Source organism: Lysinibacillus sp. HST-98, assembly GCF_016757845.1.
Taxonomy (GTDB): domain Bacteria; phylum Bacillota; class Bacilli; order Bacillales_A; family Planococcaceae; genus Lysinibacillus; species Lysinibacillus capsici.
In genome coordinates this window covers 29,909-46,982 of record NZ_JAENHX010000007.1, presented here as the reverse complement: position 1 = coordinate 46,982, position 17,074 = coordinate 29,909, and the positions used below count along the sequence as shown (strand labels likewise).

Annotated in this window: 14 protein-coding genes; 13 read left to right on the top strand and 1 reads right to left on the bottom strand. The window is 38.0% G+C overall.

The annotated features are described in order from the left end of the window. Positions 1–141 precede the first annotated feature (141 nt). Genes JIN86_RS15835 through pyrE form a run of 8 tightly spaced genes read left to right on the top strand, consistent with a single transcriptional unit; the run spans position 142 to position 9,609 of the window. On the top strand, positions 142–1,020 hold the full coding sequence (locus tag JIN86_RS15835; protein ID WP_202342370.1) for an aspartate carbamoyltransferase catalytic subunit: 879 nt from the start codon (positions 142–144) through the stop codon (positions 1,018–1,020). A gap of 1 nt (position 1,021) precedes the next feature. After that, positions 1,022–2,299 (top strand): dihydroorotase, encoded by a 1,278-nt coding sequence (locus JIN86_RS15830; RefSeq protein WP_202342369.1) that lies wholly within the window; start codon positions 1,022–1,024, stop codon positions 2,297–2,299. Next, complete coding sequence (carA, locus tag JIN86_RS15825) at positions 2,299–3,399, top strand: glutamine-hydrolyzing carbamoyl-phosphate synthase small subunit (protein WP_004227353.1); 1,101 nt, start codon at positions 2,299–2,301, stop codon at positions 3,397–3,399. Before JIN86_RS15830 ends, carA begins: the two co-directional genes overlap by 1 nt. Beyond that, entirely contained in the window at positions 3,392–6,589 is a 3,198-nt protein-coding gene (gene carB, locus JIN86_RS15820) for a carbamoyl-phosphate synthase large subunit (RefSeq protein WP_202342368.1), read from the top strand. The genes carA and carB overlap by 8 nt, the downstream gene beginning before the upstream one ends. Before the next feature lies 1 nt (position 6,590). Further along, on the top strand, positions 6,591–7,364 hold the full coding sequence (locus JIN86_RS15815) for a dihydroorotate dehydrogenase electron transfer subunit (protein ID WP_004227355.1): 774 nt from the start codon (positions 6,591–6,593) through the stop codon (positions 7,362–7,364). Further along, a complete protein-coding gene (locus JIN86_RS15810; protein ID WP_004227356.1) occupies positions 7,361–8,272 on the top strand; it encodes a dihydroorotate dehydrogenase in 912 nt (303 codons plus the stop codon). Before JIN86_RS15815 ends, JIN86_RS15810 begins: the two co-directional genes overlap by 4 nt. Further along, positions 8,272–8,976 (top strand): orotidine-5'-phosphate decarboxylase, encoded by a 705-nt coding sequence (gene pyrF, locus JIN86_RS15805; protein ID WP_004227357.1) that lies wholly within the window; start codon positions 8,272–8,274, stop codon positions 8,974–8,976. Before JIN86_RS15810 ends, pyrF begins: the two co-directional genes overlap by 1 nt. A gap of 3 nt (positions 8,977–8,979) precedes the next feature. Beyond that, a complete protein-coding gene (gene pyrE, locus JIN86_RS15800) occupies positions 8,980–9,609 on the top strand; it encodes an orotate phosphoribosyltransferase (RefSeq protein ID WP_004227358.1) in 630 nt (209 codons plus the stop codon). A 77-nt stretch (positions 9,610–9,686) separates the two neighbouring features. Here the strand turns inward: pyrE and JIN86_RS15795 are convergent, their stop codons facing one another. After that, positions 9,687–10,475 carry an MBL fold metallo-hydrolase gene (locus JIN86_RS15795; protein ID WP_009373531.1) on the bottom strand — a complete coding sequence of 263 codons (789 nt, stop codon included), beginning with the start codon at positions 10,473–10,475 and terminating at the stop codon, positions 9,687–9,689. A 747-nt stretch (positions 10,476–11,222) separates the two neighbouring features. On the opposite strand from JIN86_RS15795, the gene JIN86_RS15790 reads away from it, so the two are divergent. The 5 genes from JIN86_RS15790 to JIN86_RS15770 are packed head-to-tail and all read left to right on the top strand — an operon-like array spanning position 11,223 to position 16,908. After that, entirely contained in the window at positions 11,223–12,236 is a 1,014-nt protein-coding gene (locus JIN86_RS15790; protein ID WP_004227360.1) for an ABC transporter ATP-binding protein, read from the top strand. Further along, a complete protein-coding gene (locus JIN86_RS15785) occupies positions 12,233–13,168 on the top strand; it encodes an ATP-binding cassette domain-containing protein (RefSeq protein ID WP_202342367.1) in 936 nt (311 codons plus the stop codon). Before JIN86_RS15790 ends, JIN86_RS15785 begins: the two co-directional genes overlap by 4 nt. A gap of 1 nt (position 13,169) precedes the next feature. After that, positions 13,170–14,132, top strand: coding sequence for an oligopeptide ABC transporter permease (gene opp4B / locus JIN86_RS15780; protein WP_004227362.1), 963 nt, complete (start codon positions 13,170–13,172; stop codon positions 14,130–14,132). Positions 14,133–14,167: 35 nt separating this feature from the next. After that, on the top strand, positions 14,168–15,067 hold the full coding sequence (locus tag JIN86_RS15775; protein ID WP_004227363.1) for an ABC transporter permease: 900 nt from the start codon (positions 14,168–14,170) through the stop codon (positions 15,065–15,067). A 17-nt stretch (positions 15,068–15,084) separates the two neighbouring features. Continuing rightward, positions 15,085–16,908 carry an oligopeptide ABC transporter substrate-binding protein gene (locus tag JIN86_RS15770; protein WP_004227364.1) on the top strand — a complete coding sequence of 608 codons (1,824 nt, stop codon included), beginning with the start codon at positions 15,085–15,087 and terminating at the stop codon, positions 16,906–16,908. Positions 16,909–17,074 lie beyond the last annotated feature (166 nt).

Below are 17,074 nucleotides of genomic sequence, written 5' to 3'. Positions count from 1 at the left end.
GGCTGAAGTAGGATATATGTCTTGCTGTAGTTTGTCACGCCTCCTCATGCCTCGTTGATGACATCAACGGGGCTTTTACTTTATATACAGAGAACGTCATATATAGACGTTCACGATTCACAACCTAATGGAGGTCACATGATGAAGAACTTATTATCGATGGAACATTTAACAACAGAAGAGATTAACCAAATCCTAGATCTTGCGCAAGCATTTGAAAATGGTGAAACATCATCGTTATCTCGCACACACAAAGTGGCCAATTTATTTTTTGAACCAAGTACTCGCACAAAAACAAGCTTTGAAATGGCAGAATACAAAATTGGCTGTCATGTTATCCCTTTCGATGCAGGGTTTTCGAGTGTTACGAAAGGGGAAACGATGTACGATACTGTCAAAACATTGGAAATGATTGGTTTAGATGCAGTCATCATTCGGGCGTCAGAAGATGAGTATTACAATGAGCTACTGGATGGTATTAATGTAGGGATTATTAATGCAGGGGATGGTGCTGGGCAACACCCTTCACAATCCTTATTGGATCTTTATACCATCAAAAAGGAGTTTGGCTATTTCGAAGGGTTGAATGTCACTATTGCAGGAGATATCTCTCATAGTCGAGTAGCGAAATCAAATGCTACAGCATTACAAAATTTAGGGGCAAATGTTCATTTCCTTTGTCCAGAAGAATGGTCTGGCAGTTTTGAAGCCCATCATTCATGGGATAATCTGATCGAAATAAGTGATGTCATTATGTTACTACGTGTGCAACATGAACGTCATAAAGTAAATAAAAGCTTCTCAAAGGAAGGTTACCATCAAGATTTTGGTTTAACAATTGAACGAGAAAAGCAAATGAAAGAATCAGCCATTATTATGCATCCAGCACCCGTCAATCGTGATGTTGAAATTGCCTCTGAATTAGTTGAGTGTGATCGCTCTCGGATTTTTGAACAGGTGCGGAACGGTGTTTACACACGGATGGCTATTATGGAAACCATTTTAAAGGGGAGAGAATAACATGACAAAGGTACTTCAAAATGTACAAATGCTAGATGAACAAGGTGAATTGAAGACAGTCAATATTGCAATGGCAGACGGAAAGATTACGGCTATTGGTCTAGATGTGACTGTAGCAGGTGCAGAACTGATTGAAGGACATGGTTTAATCGTAGCACCAGGCTTTATCGATGTTCATACACATTTACGAGAGCCAGGATTTGAGCATAAGGAAACCATTGCAACAGGCTCGGCTTCAGCAGCAAAAGGTGGCTTTACGACAATTTGCGCAATGCCTAATACAAAGCCAGTACCTGATTCGGTTGAAAACATGAAACTCATCAATGGGCTCATTAAGGACAGCGCGGTTATTCGAGTACTCCCATACGGTTCCCTAACAAAGGATATATCAGGTGAGGTTCGAACAAATATTGAAGAACTAAAAGCACATGGAGCAGTGGCATTCTCAGATGATGGTGTTGGTATCCAGCTAGCCTCAACGATGTATGAGCAAATGAAAGATGCGGCCCAGCACGATATGGTCGTTGTAGCCCATTGTGAGGACAACTCATTAATCTATGATGGTGTGATGCATGAAGGAAAGCGTAATAAAGAGCTAGGCCTCCCAGGAATACCTTCCATTTGTGAATCCGTACAAATTGCACGAGATGTCCTACTTGCAGAAGCAGCAGGCGCTCGTTACCATGTTTGTCACGTATCAACGAAGGAATCTGTGCGTGCGGTAAGAGATGCAAAGGCTGCAGGAATCCGTGTCACAGCAGAAGTTTGTCCACATCATTTATTACTAGAAGAAATGGATATTCCATCTGATGATGCTAATTGGAAAATGAACCCACCATTACGCGCAGCTGATGATAAAGATTCTCTACATGCAGCACTACTTGATGGCACAATCGACTGCATTGCAACAGATCATGCGCCACACACAATAGAAGAAAAATGCTGCGGTATGGTTGGCGCACCATTTGGTATTGTAGGTTTCGAAACAGCTTTCCCACTACTTTATACACAGTTTGTAGAAACAGGAAAGTGGACGTTAAAACAATTAATTGATTGGATGACAGTGAAAGCAGCTGAGATTTTTGATCTGCCATATGGCACATTAGAAGTGGGTGCTTCAGCTGATATGATTTTAATTGATATTCAAAAAGAACAAACGATTGATGCAGAAGGCTTTGTATCAAAAGGTCGTAATACACCATTCAACGGCTGGGTGGCAAAGGGTTGGCCAGTACTAACGATTTTTGAAGGCAATATCGTATATCAGGAGGCAGAGTAATGAAAAAACGTTTACTAGTTTTAGAAGATGGCACAGTATTCACAGGTACAGCATTTGGTAGCGAGCGCGCTTCACAAGGTGAGGTTGTATTCACAACAGGGATGACGGGTTATCAGGAAACGATTTCAGATCCTTCATTCTATGGACAAATTGTCACTTTAACTTATCCTTTAGTTGGTAATTACGGCATTAACCGTGATGACTTTGAATCGATTACGCCAGCAATTCGTGGATTTGTTGTACGTGAATTAGCTAAAAATCCTTCAAATTTCCGCTGTGATTTAACTTTAGATGATTATTTGACATCAAAGGATATCCCAGGAATTGAAGGGATTGATACACGAAAATTAACACGTATTATCCGTAGTAAAGGTTCCGTAAAAGCGATTTTGACAGCTGCTGATGAAGAAGTAAATGTGGATGAAATAGTAGCACAATTACAAGCAACGCCAGCCATTACGCACCATGTTCGTGAAGTATCACCAAAAGCGGCCTATCCATCTCCAGGGCGTGGTAAACGAGTTGTCCTAATTGATTATGGAATGAAGCATGGGATTTTACGTGAATTAAACAAACGTGATTGTGATGTGCTAGTAGTACCTTATAATACGTCAGCTGATGAAATTTTAGCTTGGCATCCAGATGGCATCATGCTGTCAAATGGACCAGGAAATCCTGAAGATGTTCAAGAAGGCATTGAAACAGTACGTAACTTAATTGGAAAAGTGCCAATGTTCGGTATTTGTTTAGGCCATCAAATCTTTTCTTTAGCAAGTGGTGCGAAAGCCTTTAAATTACCATTTGGTCACCGTGGTGGTAACCATCCAGTAAAAGATTTACGCACAGGTCGTACAGATTTAACATCTCAGAACCATGGCTATGCCATCGATATTGAATCATTAAAAGATACCGATTTAGAATTAACACATATCGCGTTAAATGATGGAACATGTGAAGGTGTGCGTCATAAAAAATATCCAATTTTCACAGTGCAATATCACCCAGAAGCATCACCAGGTCCAGAAGATTCAAACCACTTATTTGACGAATTCATCGAAATGATGGAAGTAGAAGCAGGGAAGGGGAAACAACATGCCTAAACGTACAGATATTGAAACTATTTTAGTAATCGGCTCAGGCCCAATTGTTATCGGACAAGCAGCAGAATTTGACTATGCAGGAACACAAGCATGTCTTTCATTAAAAGAAGAGGGCTACCGCGTTATTTTAATCAACTCAAACCCTGCTACAATCATGACAGATACAGAAATTGCAGACAAAGTCTATATTGAGCCAATTACTCTTGATTTTGTATCGCGTATATTACGTAAAGAACGCCCAGACGCGATTTTACCAACACTTGGTGGTCAAACGGGCCTAAATATGGCGATCGAATTAGACAAATCAGGTATTTTAGATGAGCTTGGGATTGAAATCCTTGGTACTAAATTAGATGCCATCCATAAAGCAGAGGACCGTGATTTATTCCGTAATTTAATGTATGAGTTAGGAGCACCAGTTCCTGAATCTGATATTATTCATAACTTAGATGAAGCGAAAAGATTTGTTGCGAAAATTGGCTATCCTGTCATTGTTCGACCTGCCTTTACACTTGGCGGTACAGGGGGCGGTATTTGCTATAACGATCAAGACTTAGAAGAAATTGTGACATCGGGTTTAAAATATTCACCTGTAACGCAATGTCTATTAGAGAAATCAATCGCAGGCTATAAAGAAATTGAATACGAAGTAATGCGTGATGCAGCTGACAATGCCATCGTTGTATGTAATATGGAAAACGTTGACCCAGTTGGAATTCATACAGGTGACTCAATCGTTGTTGCACCAACGCAAACACTATCCGATCGCGAAAACCAAATGCTACGTAATATTTCACTCGATATTATTCGCGCATTAAAAATTGAAGGTGGCTGTAACGTACAGCTTGCACTTGATCCATATAGCTTTAATTACTATGTGATTGAAGTAAATCCACGTGTCTCTCGTTCATCTGCTTTAGCATCAAAAGCAACAGGTTATCCAATTGCTAAGCTAGCCGCTAAAATTGCAGTAGGCTTAACGTTAGATGAAATTAAGAACCCTGTAACTGGCTCAACATATGCTTGTTTTGAGCCTGCACTGGACTATATCGTAGCAAAAATTCCTCGCTGGCCATTCGATAAATTCGAATCTGCTAAACGTAATCTTGGTACGCAAATGAAAGCTACTGGTGAAGTAATGGCGTTAGGTCGTACTTTTGAGGAAGCTATGCTAAAAGCGGTTCGTTCTCTTGAGACAGGTCAAGTACACTTAGAGTTAAAACATGCTGAAGAAAATTCAGATTCTTGGATTGAAAAACGTATACGCAAGGCTGGGGATGAACGTCTATTCTTCATCGGTGAAGCTTTACGTCGAGGTGTAACAATTGAACAAATTCATGAATGGTCAGCAATCGATCTATTCTTCTTAAATAAATTTAAAAATATTGTGGATATGGAACAAACGCTTGCCGACAATAAGAATGACCAAGATGTACTACGAACAGCTAAACGTTTAGGCTTTGCAGATAAGAAAATTGCTGAGCTTTGGGAAACAACACCAGAAGAACTGTATGCTTATCGTAAAGAGCATGGTATTATGCCAGTCTATAAAATGGTGGATACATGTGCAGCAGAATTTGAATCAGAAACACCATATTTCTATGGCACATATGAAGACGAAAATGAATCGATTAAGTCAGAAAAACCTTCTGTGGTGGTACTTGGTTCAGGTCCAATCCGTATTGGCCAAGGGGTAGAATTTGACTACGCCACAGTACACTCAGTATGGGCGATTCAAGAAGCGGGTTATGAAGCGATCATCATTAACTCAAATCCAGAAACAGTGTCAACAGACTTCTCAATTTCCGATAAATTATACTTTGAACCACTAACAATTGAGGACGTTATGCATATTATCGACTTAGAACAACCAATTGGTGTAGTTGTTCAATTCGGTGGTCAAACGGCTATTAACCTTGCTGATAAATTAGCTGCTAATGGCGTGAAAATCTTAGGTACGTCTCTTGAGGATATAGATCGCGCAGAAAACCGAGATAAATTTGAGCAGGCGCTACGTGAATTAGATATTCCACAACCTCAAGGAGAAACAGCGGTTTCTACAGAGGAAGCTCTTGTCATTGGTGAGCGTCTAGGCTTCCCAGTGCTTGTTCGCCCTTCTTATGTACTTGGTGGACGTGCAATGGAAATTGTTTATAACCAAGAAGAATTACAGCACTATATGGAAAACGCGGTAGAGGCATCTCCAGATCATCCAGTATTAGTAGACCGTTACTTAACAGGACAGGAAATTGAAGTAGATGCTATCTGTGACGGTGAAAATGTGTTAATTCCAGGTATTATGGAGCATATCGAGCGTGCAGGAGTTCACTCTGGTGACTCGATCTCTGTTTACCCACCGCAAAAATTAACACAAGCACAAAAAGATACATTAGTTGACTATACAACTCGTCTTGCGAAGGGGCTAGGCATCATCGGCTTAATGAACATCCAATATGTGATTTCACAAAACGAAGTATTTGTTATCGAGGTGAACCCACGTTCATCACGTACAGTACCATTCCTAAGTAAGATTACAAATATCCCAATGGCTAATATTGCAACAAAAGCAATCCTTGGCAAATCCATTGTAGAGCAAGGCTATCCAACAGGCCTAGCAGCTGAGCAAAGAGGTGTATTTGTAAAAGTACCAGTGTTCTCATTCGCTAAATTACGACGTGTAGACATTACATTAGGACCTGAAATGAAATCTACTGGTGAAGTAATGGGGAAAGATGCAACATTAGAAAAAGCTCTTTATAAAGGCTTAGTTGCAGCAGGTATGGAAATACGAACAGAAGGTACAGTATTATTCACTGTGTCTGATAAAGATAAGGAAGAAGCGATTGCATTAGCAAAACGCTTCTCAACAGTAGGCTATCGCATTGTAGCAACTGAAGGTACAGCAAAAGCATTTGAAGCAGCAGGCGTACGAACTGATGTAGTAGGCAAGATTGGGGCGAAAGGACAAACATTGATTGACCTTATCCAAAATGGGGAAGCTCAGCTTGTTGTCAACACTTTAACAAAAGGCAAGCAACCAGCTCGGGACGGCTTCCGAATTCGTCGTGAGTCTGTAGAAAATGGTGTACCTTGTCTAACATCTTTAGATACAGCAGAAGCAATGGTATGTGTTATCGAATCTATGACATTTACAGCAGAACAAATGCCAAAAGCGGAGGTAGTACACTAATATGATACGTCAAGAGAAAATGACGGTCGTCTCTCAAAAGCAAATTGCGACAAACATTTTCGAACTGACACTTCATGGTGAACTGGTTCAGGAGATGACTCCTGGCCAGTTTGTCCATGTAAAGGTGTCGGATTCACTGGAGCCGCTTTTACGTCGACCAATTAGTATTGCAAATATTGATAAAGACAACAATGAGTTTACAATGATCTATCGTGCTGAGGGGCGTGGTACGAAAGTTCTGGCAACAAATCGAGAAGGTCAGCTGGTCAACGTACTTGGACCAATTGGGAATGGTTTCCCAGTAGAAGCGGTGCAAGAGGGAGGTACTGCACTACTAGTTGGTGGTGGCATTGGTGTCCCTCCATTACATGAGCTAGCTAAGCAATTGAATGCTCGTGGTGTGAAAACAATCCACGTCTTAGGCTTCCAAACAAAAGACGTTTGCTTTTATGAGGATGAATTTAGTGCACTTGGTGAAACGCATTATGTTACGGTGGATGGCTCGAAAGGTACAAAAGGCTTTGTAACAACAGTTTTAGAGTCTCATGCTCCTGAATTTGATGTTTTTTATTCCTGCGGACCCTTACCAATGTTAAGAGCATTAGAAGGCTTTTATCCTGAAAAAGAGGGCTATTTATCATTTGAAGAACGTATGGGCTGTGGTATTGGAGCTTGTTTTGCATGTGTATGCAAAACAACTGATCAGGTTGAAAAAGACTATGTTAAAGTTTGCTCTGATGGTCCAGTTTTCCCGAAAGGAACGGTGGCACTATGAGTCGTTTAACTATTCAAATACCAGGTTTAGATTTAAAAAATCCTATTATGCCAGCCTCAGGTTGCTTTGGCTTTGGTCGTGAATATGCACAGCTTTATGATTTATCTATACTAGGGGCTATCATGATTAAGGCAACAACGGTCGAAACGCGTGCAGGTAACCCTACGCCACGTGTTGCCGAAACAGCAGCGGGGATGTTAAATGCCATTGGTCTACAAAATCCAGGCATTGAAAAAGTGATGAATGAGGAATTAAAATTTTTAGAGGATTATAATGTGCCCATCATCGCCAATGTTGCTGGAACAGAGACAGCAGACTATGTAGAAGTAGCACGCCGTATTTCAACAGCTTCAAATGTTAAAGCGTTGGAGCTGAATATTTCGTGCCCTAATGTGAAATGTGGTGGTATTCAATTTGGAACAGATCCTGCCACTGCACGTGAGCTTGTCAAGGCTGTCAAGGCTGTGTCAGAAGTGCCAGTCTATGTGAAGTTATCACCCAACGTGACGAACATCGTTGATATTGCCCTAGCTGTTGAAGCAGGTGGAGCAGATGGTATTACCATGATTAATACATTGGTTGGTATGCGTTTAGATGAGCGTACAGGTAAGCCAGTCATAGCTAATGGCACAGGTGGACTGTCTGGTCCTGCTGTAAAACCTGTAGCAATACGAATGGTTTATGAGGTGTACAAGGCTGTCAATATTCCCATAATTGGTATGGGCGGTGTTACGGAAGCACAGGATGTCATTGATTTTATGTCCGCAGGTGCGTCAGCTGTTGCAGTAGGAACAGCTAACTTTGTTGACCATTTCGTTTGTCCGAACATTATTGAAGAATTACCAGCAAAGCTGGATGCATTAGGTGTAGAATATATAACAGAGATTATTGGAAGGAGCCATCGTTGATGAATACGAAACCTATACTAGCTCTTGATTTTCCAGGAGAAAAAGAAGTATTCGATTTTCTTAAAAAGTTCGACGAGCCTCTTTTCGTGAAAATTGGAATGGAATTATATATGCAAGAGGGACCTGATATCGTACGCAAAGTAAAGGATTTAGGTCATGATATTTTCCTTGATTTAAAATTACATGATATCCCAAATACAGTAGGCTCTGCGATGAAGGGGTTAGCAAAATTAGGGGTAGATTTAGTTAATGTCCATGCTGCGGGCGGACGTCCTATGATGGAAGCAGCTCTAGAAGGACTTGAAGCAGGAACACCAACAGGCAAAGAACGTCCTGCACTAATAGCCGTTACGCAATTAACATCCACAACAGAAGAACAAATGCAAGCAGAACAAAAAATTGCTCTTTCATTGCAAGAGTCTGTCCTACACTACGCAGGGCTGTCAAAGGAAGCTGGCTTACAAGGTGTTGTTTGCTCTGTCCATGAGGCCAAGGCGATTGCTGAGGTGTGTGGAGATGAGTTTCTACGTGTCACACCTGGAATTCGTTTAGCTGGAGGTGCTGCACACGATCAAAAACGTATAGCAACACCTGATGGGGCAAAGCGTGATGGTTCATCACTCATCGTCGTTGGCCGTGCTGTAACAGGTGCACAGGATCCAGTAGCAGCATATAAAATCGTAAGTGAATTATGGGAGGCATAAATTATGACATTACAAAATGAAATTGCACACGCTATGTTAAAGGTTGGAGCAGTAGAATTAAATCCTACAGAGCTATTTACATGGGCTTCTGGTATTAAATCACCTATATACTGTGATACACGTTTAACAATTTCCGATCCAGTTATTCGTAAACAATTAGCAAATGGTTTAGCCTCTGTCATCAAAGAAAACTTCGGAGCGACAGAAATTGTAGCAGGAACAGCTACAGCAGGTATCCCACATGCGGCGTGGGTAAGTGATATTTTAGAATTACCAATGGTTTATGTACGCTCTAAAGCGAAGGAGCATGGCCGTGGTAATCAAATTGAAGGAAAATACGCAGCAGGACAAAAAGTAGTGGTTGTGGAGGATATCGTCTCTACAGGTGGTTCTTCCATTACAGCAGTAGAAGCATTGCGCGCAGCAGGCTGTGAGGTGCTTGGAGTTGTTTGTGTTTACACATATAATCTTCCACGCGCTGAACAAGCATTTGATGAGGCTGGCATCCAATACATTTCATTAACAAACTTTGATTATCTGATTGAAGCAGCAAATGAATCAGGCGCTATCAAAGAAGAGGATATTCCATTCTTAAAAGAGTGGCATGGAAAGTTAAAGGCTGGAGAGCTGTAATTGCAAACTGTTCCATAGGTCATAGTTGATGATCTATGGAACAGTTTTTTCTTCCTATTAAATAGGAAACAAATAAGTTAAAATTGGATACTAAAGCCATTAAAGTGGTGAATTCCTGTACCAAATCGTACAAGGTTATTTTTACGTAGCATTTTAACTGCCGTTTTTACTTCTAATAAGATAGAAGGATCAACTCCTAGTGTATGATGTGAGCCGAAAATTTTTGTTAGAGAAGATAAGTTAGCGATTCTTTCTAAAGACTGAACTAAGTCCTCTGGGCTAGTTGTCGGGAAAAAGGCATAGATAGGCGCTTGATCATATAGTAAATCTCCCGTGAATAAATAACCATATTTATAATCCAAAAGCGCAATATGTCCTGGAGAATGCCCTGGGGTATGTAGTACAGTAAGCTTTCGGTTTCCTATATCCAAAACATCTCCATCTTCTAGAACACCAGAAGGCTGCCCTTGAAAAGGTTGGTAGGTCGATGGATCGAACGTTATTGGTGTAGGTAACGTGATGTTACGGCCAACATCTCTTCTAATCTGGTCGATAGATAGTTTAGGTATTCCATTAATTAGCCAATCTACTTCATCTTTATGAACATAAATATCATCAAACTGCCCATGACTACCAATATGATCCCAATGAACATGAGTTGTAATAACTGTAATAGGCAAAGAAGTTAATTGTAGGATAATTCTATTAATATTATCAATTCCCAAACCTGTATCAATCAGAATCGCACGGTTGTCTCCTAACAATAAAAAGGAATGCACTTTTTCCCAATGTCCATACTCACTTATAGCGAATGTTTCATTGTTTATTTCTTCTACTGTAAACCAAACATCATTAATTTTTACCATAACTGACACCCCCCTTTTCTATATCCGTAAACTGATACAATATTTGATAATACTATTTTATTGAAAATTTTAACATAAAAACATGTAATTGCCTCATATAATATTCTAAATAGTATTTCTATATTTGAAATTAAAGAAAAAAGTAAACAACTTGAGATATTAAGAAGTATGTAAGGTAGCAATAAATTATAATTGTTAAATTATTTTTTTAAAGTAATTTGAAATACTAGCACTTTAAAGCCTAAAATTATTTATTGAAAACAAAAATGAATAAAATATAACTTTTTCATAAAAAGTAATTTTTAATTTTTGCTTTAAAATACTGAATTTATTGAATTTTTGGGTATTTAATTTCTGTAAAAAATATAGTAAGAAATTCTATTTATTATATTTATAAAATATTTATTTGAAGGAAATGTAACTTTGAGAATAAAAAGTAAAATGTTTCTGAAATCGAAATAATAAAATTACTATTTTTTTGAGAGAGAGGTATGGTGGAAATTTATATTTTGGTTTGTAATAATTTGAAAAATGTACTTGCGTTTATACATGTTTTCTAGCTAAAATAATATCACGGTTTAATTTTCAGATAATTCTATCAGTGATTTAATGATTTAAAGCAAAAAAAATATTAAATTCACGCTTATCTAATAGAAAAGGAGTGGATAGGAGAGAAAAGTTAAATATGATTCTGATATAAGTATCAAGTTTTATTTTCAGAATATTGAATAATAGAGGAGAGATTGTTTGAATACAGCAAAAGACTTATTAACAATATCTAATTTGACTACAAGTTTTCGAATTAAAGATACATACCACGCTGCTGTAGATGATGTCTCACTTTCGCTAAAAAAAAATGAGGTATTAGCAATAGTTGGAGAATCTGGTTGTGGTAAAAGTACTTTAGCGACTACAATTGTAGGCTTGCATAATGAAGTAAATACAAAGGTATCTGGCGATATTTTTTATAATAACCAAAATTTAGCTAAATTGAATGAACAACAATTTAATAACTTACGTGGAAATGACATAGGATTTATCTTTCAAGACCCACTTTCAGCACTTAATCCATTAATGAGGATTAATGAACAAATTGAAGAAGGATTAATCTATCATACTAAGCTTACAAAACAACAGCGTGAAGAGAGAGTTTTAGAACTATTAAATCAAGTTGGTATCGCTAACCCAAACCGTGTGGCTAGACAATTTCCACATCAGTTATCTGGTGGTATGCGTCAGCGGGTCATGATTGCTATTGCCTTATCATGTAAGCCTACTATTTTAATTGCAGATGAACCGACAACAGCTTTAGATGTTACGATTCAGGCTCAAATTTTAGATCTATTAAAAACATTGCAGACTGAAACGGAGACAGGCATTATTCTCATTACTCATGATTTGGGTGTTGTAGCAGAGATGGCTGATCGAGTTGTAGTTATGTATGCAGGGGAAGTAGTTGAAGAAGCTCCAGTTCAGGAACTATTCAATAATCCAAGACATCCTTACACTCGTTCGCTATTAAATTCAATTCCACAAACACATAGCGAAAATGAAAGACTAGAAGTCATTAAAGGGATGGTACCATCTTTAATAAATTTACCTCGAGAAGGTTGTCGTTTTTCAGGACGAATCCCATGGATTGATGCATCTTCACACGAGACAAAACCACAATTACATGAAATTGCACCAGGACATTTTGTGAGATGTACCTGCTGGAAACACTTTCATTTTGAAGGTGAAGAAGGGGGCGGGACTGTATGAGCTTTATGCAAATTAAGGATTTAAATGTTCATTATCCAATACGTGGTGGATTTTTTAATACCATTGTTGATCGAGTTTATGCAGTAGATGGTGTGACAATGGAGTTTGAAAAAGGGAAAACCTATGGACTAGTAGGAGAATCAGGATCTGGAAAGTCTACTACAGGCAAAGCAATAATAGGTTTAGAAAAAATTACCTCTGGCCAAATCGTTTATGAGGGCGAAAATGTGACAAATCAACAGAGAAAGCGTGATTCTGCCTATAACAGAGATATTCAAATGATCTTTCAAGATTCTCATTCGAGTATGAACCCTAGAAAACGCGTTCTTGATATTCTAGCAGAGCCAATTCGAAATTTTATGAAGCTTAGTGATCAAGAGGAGCGCAAACGTATTAAAGAGTTGCTTGCAATTGTAGGGATGTCAGAGGACGTTTTACTCAAATATCCCCATGAATTTTCAGGTGGACAAAAGCAGCGACTTGGCATTGCACGAGCGGTTGCATGTAACCCTAAAATGATTATCGCTGATGAACCTGTTTCTGCGTTAGATTTATCTGTACAAGCACAGGTCTTAAATTTTATGAAAGATATCCAAAATGAATACGGTCTTACTTACTTATTCATTTCTCATGATTTAGGTGTTGTTAAACATATGTGTGATTATATTTCTATTATGTATAAAGGACGCTTTGTGGAAACTGGTACAAGACATGATATTTATAAGAATCCTCAGCATATTTACACGAACCGCCTTTTATCAGCCATTCCAAATATCGAACCACAGACTAGGGATGAACGTAAATTAATTCGACAAAAAGTAGAAGAAAATTATCAAAAAGAGCAACATAAATATTATGATAAGCATGGAAAAGTCTACCCACTGAAATCCATTTCAGACACACATATGGTTGCAATGTCAGGGGGAATGTGAAATGTGGAAAACAATTGTTAGAAGAGTTATTTTAATGATCCCTCAAATGTTTGTACTAAGTTTAATTATTTTTGTTTTAGCAAAACAAATGCCAGGTGATCCTTTTACAGGGTTAATTACTCCAGAAACTGACCCTGCACGAATCGAAGAACTAAGGATTCAAGCGGGTTACTATGACCCTTGGTATATTCAATATTACCATTGGGTAATCAATGCCTTTCAGGGGGACTTTGGACAAAGCTATACATATAAACTTGCAGTGTCCACATTGATAGGTGAGCGTGCATTAAACACATTCTGGCTCGCTTTGCTTAGCACTATTCTTGTTTATTTAATAGCTATTCCATTAGGAATGATAGCGGGACGTAAACAGGATACTTTGTACGATAAGTCGATTACTTTGTATAGCTTCATAAGTTATGCAATACCGACCTTTGTGTTGGGTTTAATTTTCTTATATATTTTTGGATATCGTTTAATGTGGTTTCCGACAAGTGGAACTGTTGATGTAGGTGTAGAGCCGGGAACGCTCGAGTATTATTGGAATCGCTTGTATCATTTAATATTACCTGCGATGACATATGCAATACTAGCTACAACTACAATTATTCAGTACTTACGTTCAGAAATTATTGATGCTAAGACACAGGATTATGTTAAAACAGCACGTAGTAAAGGTGTACCAATGAAAATAATCTATAGAAGACATATTTTCCGTAACTCCTTATTACCAATTGCAGCCTTTCTTGGCTTTACAATAACAGGATTATTGGGTGGCTCAATATTCATAGAGACAATTTTTGGCTTCCCAGGTATGGGGCAATTATTCATCCATTCTGTAACAAGTCGCGATTATAGTGTTATTACCGCTCTTGTCATGCTTTATGGCTTCTTAGCGTTATTAGGTAGTCTATTGTCAGATATAATTATGAGCATTGTTGATCCACGTATCCGCATAGACTAGCAGCTAAATTGAACGCATAAGGAGAGGTGAATAAAATGGAGCAAAAAAATGATGTAGTGAAAGTTGAAAGTAATCCACCAACAGGAATTCAAGTTGTAATACGTGAATTCAGAAAAGATAAATTAGCATTATTTTCATTTATAGGTATCACTTTACTTATAGTTGTGATATTAATTATGTCTGCTTTTATGAATCAGGATGAGATATTACGGATTAAATTATTAGAGCGATTTACAGAACCCGGTGTTAATGGATATATTTTAGGGGCTGATGAAGCTGGGCGTGATATGTATGGACAGCTTATTATTGGTGCCAAAAACTCTATTTTAATTGCAATTGCGATCACGCTTATTGCAAATGCTTTAGGAATTGCACTAGGAATAATAATGGGCTATTATGGTGGCTTTATTGATAACCTATTTATGCGTATCATTGATTTCCTTATGACATTACCAACATTAATGATCATCATTGTATTAGTTACAATTATTCCAAAATATGGTGTTTTAGAGTTGATTTTGATTTTAAGTGCCTTTCAATGGATAAGCACTGCGCGCCTCGTTCGAAGTAAAGCTTTATCCGAAGGGCGTAGAGATTATGTGAGTGCCTCGAAAACAATGGGGACTAGTGATTTTGCCATTATGTTTAAAGGGATACTACCAAATTTAAGTTCGTTGCTAATAGTAGAGTTAACGTTAAACTTTGCTGGAAATGTGGGTATTGAAACAGGTCTATCATTTTTAGGCTTTGGATTACCCCCTTCTACACCTAGCTTAGGGACATTAGTAAGCTATGCAACAAACCCGATAGTATTATCTACAAAATGGTGGATTTGGTTGCCCGCATCATTATTAATTTTAGTTTTGATGCTTGGTATAAATTATGTTGGTCAAGCGCTAAGACGTGCGGCTGACGCAAAACAACGATTAGGATAAAAGGGGAGGATTTACACATGAAGAAGAATTGGTTATTCCTATCTATACTTTTTGCATTCATGCTAATTTTAGCAGCCTGCAATGGTGGTGGAGGCAGTGGGTCTGATAAAGGCTCAGAAACAGATAACACAGAAAAGTCGGGTGAAACAGAAAAATCTGGTGAATCTGAGGCAACTAATGATTCATTACTTCCAATGGAGGTAACAAATGAAGGAGACGCAATCCAAGGTGGTACATTACGCGTAGGACTTGTAGCAAGCTCTCCATTCCAAGGGATTTTCAACTATGAGCTTTATGAAGATGCCTATGACTCAGATATTTTAGCATATATGACAAATTCAATATTTGACGTTGATGGTGACTTCCTTATTACTGATAAGGGCGCTGCAAAATTAGAAGTTGACACTGATGCTAAAACAGCAACAGTCACATTGCAAGGTGATTATAAATGGTCTGATGGTACACCAGTAACAGCAGAAGATTTAATATATCCTTACGAAATTATTGGACATCCTGATTATACAGGTGTACGTTACGATGATGACTTCAGAAATATTGTAGGGGCAGAAGAATATCATAATGGCAAGGCTGATACAATCTCAGGTATTACAAAAGTAGATGATAAATCAATTAAAATTCAATTTAAAAAAGTATCACCTGCAATTTATTATGGTGGGGATGGCTTATGGGGTTATGCAGAACCAAAACATCAATTAGAGTCAATTCCAGTAAAAGATTTACTAGCTTCAGATGCAGTACGAAAAAATCCGGTCACTCTTGGCGCATTTAAACTTGATAAAGTTGTTAATGGTGAATCTGTACAACTTGTAGCTAACGAACATTACTTTAAAGGAAAGCCGAAAGTTGATAAAGTTGTAATCGAAGTTGTTCCACCAACTTCAATTGGTGAGGCGTTAAGAACAGGGAAATATGACCTAGCAACATCTTATCCAACTACTCAATTTGATAGTATTAAATCTTTAGAAAATATTTCTGTACTTGGTCGACCAGAATTGTCATATTCTTATATCGGCTTTAAGTTAGGAAAGTATGATACAACAGCAAAAGTAAACGTGTTTGATGAAAAATCAAAAATGAACAATGTAGAGTTACGACAAGCAATTGCGTTCGCAACAGATGTTGAGGGAGTTGCTGAAAAATTCTATCAAGGCTTGCGTGTACGTGGCAACTCTTTAATTCCACCAGTATTCTCATTCTATGATGAAACATTAGAGGGTTACCATTACAATCCAGAAAAAGCAAAAGAGTTATTAGATAAAGCTGGTTTTAAAGATGTTGATGGTGATGGAATTCGTGAAGATAAGGATGGTAAAAAATTCTCTATTCGTTTAGCTTCTATGGCTGGGTCAGAAACGGATGAAGCAATTGTTGAATACTTCCGTCAAAATTGGAAAGAAGTTGGTTTAGATGTACAGTTAACAACTGGACGTCTTATCGAGTTCAATGCATTTTATGATAAAGTACAAGCAGATGATCCGGAGATCGATATGTTTATGGCAGCTTGGAATACAGGAACAAATCCATCTCCAGCGGGTTTATATAGTGTAGGTGCTGAATTCAACTTTAGCCGCTATGTATCACCTGAGTTAACAAAATTATTAGCAGCGATCGATTCAGAAGATGCTATGGATCAAGAAAAACGCTCTAAAGCTTTCCGTGAATGGCAAGAATATATGAGTGATAAAGCAATGGTAGTTCCAACATTCTTCAGAACTGAAGTTATTCCTGTTAATAAGCGCGTGAAAAATTACAATGTTGATTATGCAAATCCTACACAATTACAAGATATTGAATTAACAGCAGATGCTCCAATAAAATAATAGGTATCAAAGAAGCAGTCTTTCTTGATAGAAGAAAGACTGTTTTTTCAAAACCTATTTCAGGATGCTGTGAATGAAAGAAGAAAAGTTAATAAAATTTACTGTAAACATTCAATAACAATTATGAAAGTCTGGTATAGATGCCTTATATAGAGAATTACTTATT

Bases quoted from the DNA above. Each gene is read 5' to 3' on its own strand.
- JIN86_RS15835 (WP_202342370.1), top strand. From the start codon at position 142: ATGAAGAACTTATTATCGATGGAACATTTAACAACAGAAGAGATTAAC.
- JIN86_RS15830 (WP_202342369.1), top strand. From the start codon at position 1,022: ATGACAAAGGTACTTCAAAATGTACAAATGCTAGATGAACAAGGTGAA.
- carA (WP_004227353.1), top strand. From the start codon at position 2,299: ATGAAAAAACGTTTACTAGTTTTAGAAGATGGCACAGTATTCACAGGT.
- carB (WP_202342368.1), top strand. From the start codon at position 3,392: ATGCCTAAACGTACAGATATTGAAACTATTTTAGTAATCGGCTCAGGC.
- JIN86_RS15815 (WP_004227355.1), top strand. From the start codon at position 6,591: ATGATACGTCAAGAGAAAATGACGGTCGTCTCTCAAAAGCAAATTGCG.
- JIN86_RS15810 (WP_004227356.1), top strand. From the start codon at position 7,361: ATGAGTCGTTTAACTATTCAAATACCAGGTTTAGATTTAAAAAATCCT.
- pyrF (WP_004227357.1), top strand. From the start codon at position 8,272: ATGAATACGAAACCTATACTAGCTCTTGATTTTCCAGGAGAAAAAGAA.
- pyrE (WP_004227358.1), top strand. From the start codon at position 8,980: ATGACATTACAAAATGAAATTGCACACGCTATGTTAAAGGTTGGAGCA.
- JIN86_RS15795 (WP_009373531.1), bottom strand. From the start codon at position 10,475: ATGGTAAAAATTAATGATGTTTGGTTTACAGTAGAAGAAATAAACAAT.
- JIN86_RS15785 (WP_202342367.1), top strand. From the start codon at position 12,233: ATGAGCTTTATGCAAATTAAGGATTTAAATGTTCATTATCCAATACGT.
- opp4B (WP_004227362.1), top strand. From the start codon at position 13,170: ATGTGGAAAACAATTGTTAGAAGAGTTATTTTAATGATCCCTCAAATG.
- JIN86_RS15775 (WP_004227363.1), top strand. From the start codon at position 14,168: ATGGAGCAAAAAAATGATGTAGTGAAAGTTGAAAGTAATCCACCAACA.
- JIN86_RS15770 (WP_004227364.1), top strand. From the start codon at position 15,085: ATGAAGAAGAATTGGTTATTCCTATCTATACTTTTTGCATTCATGCTA.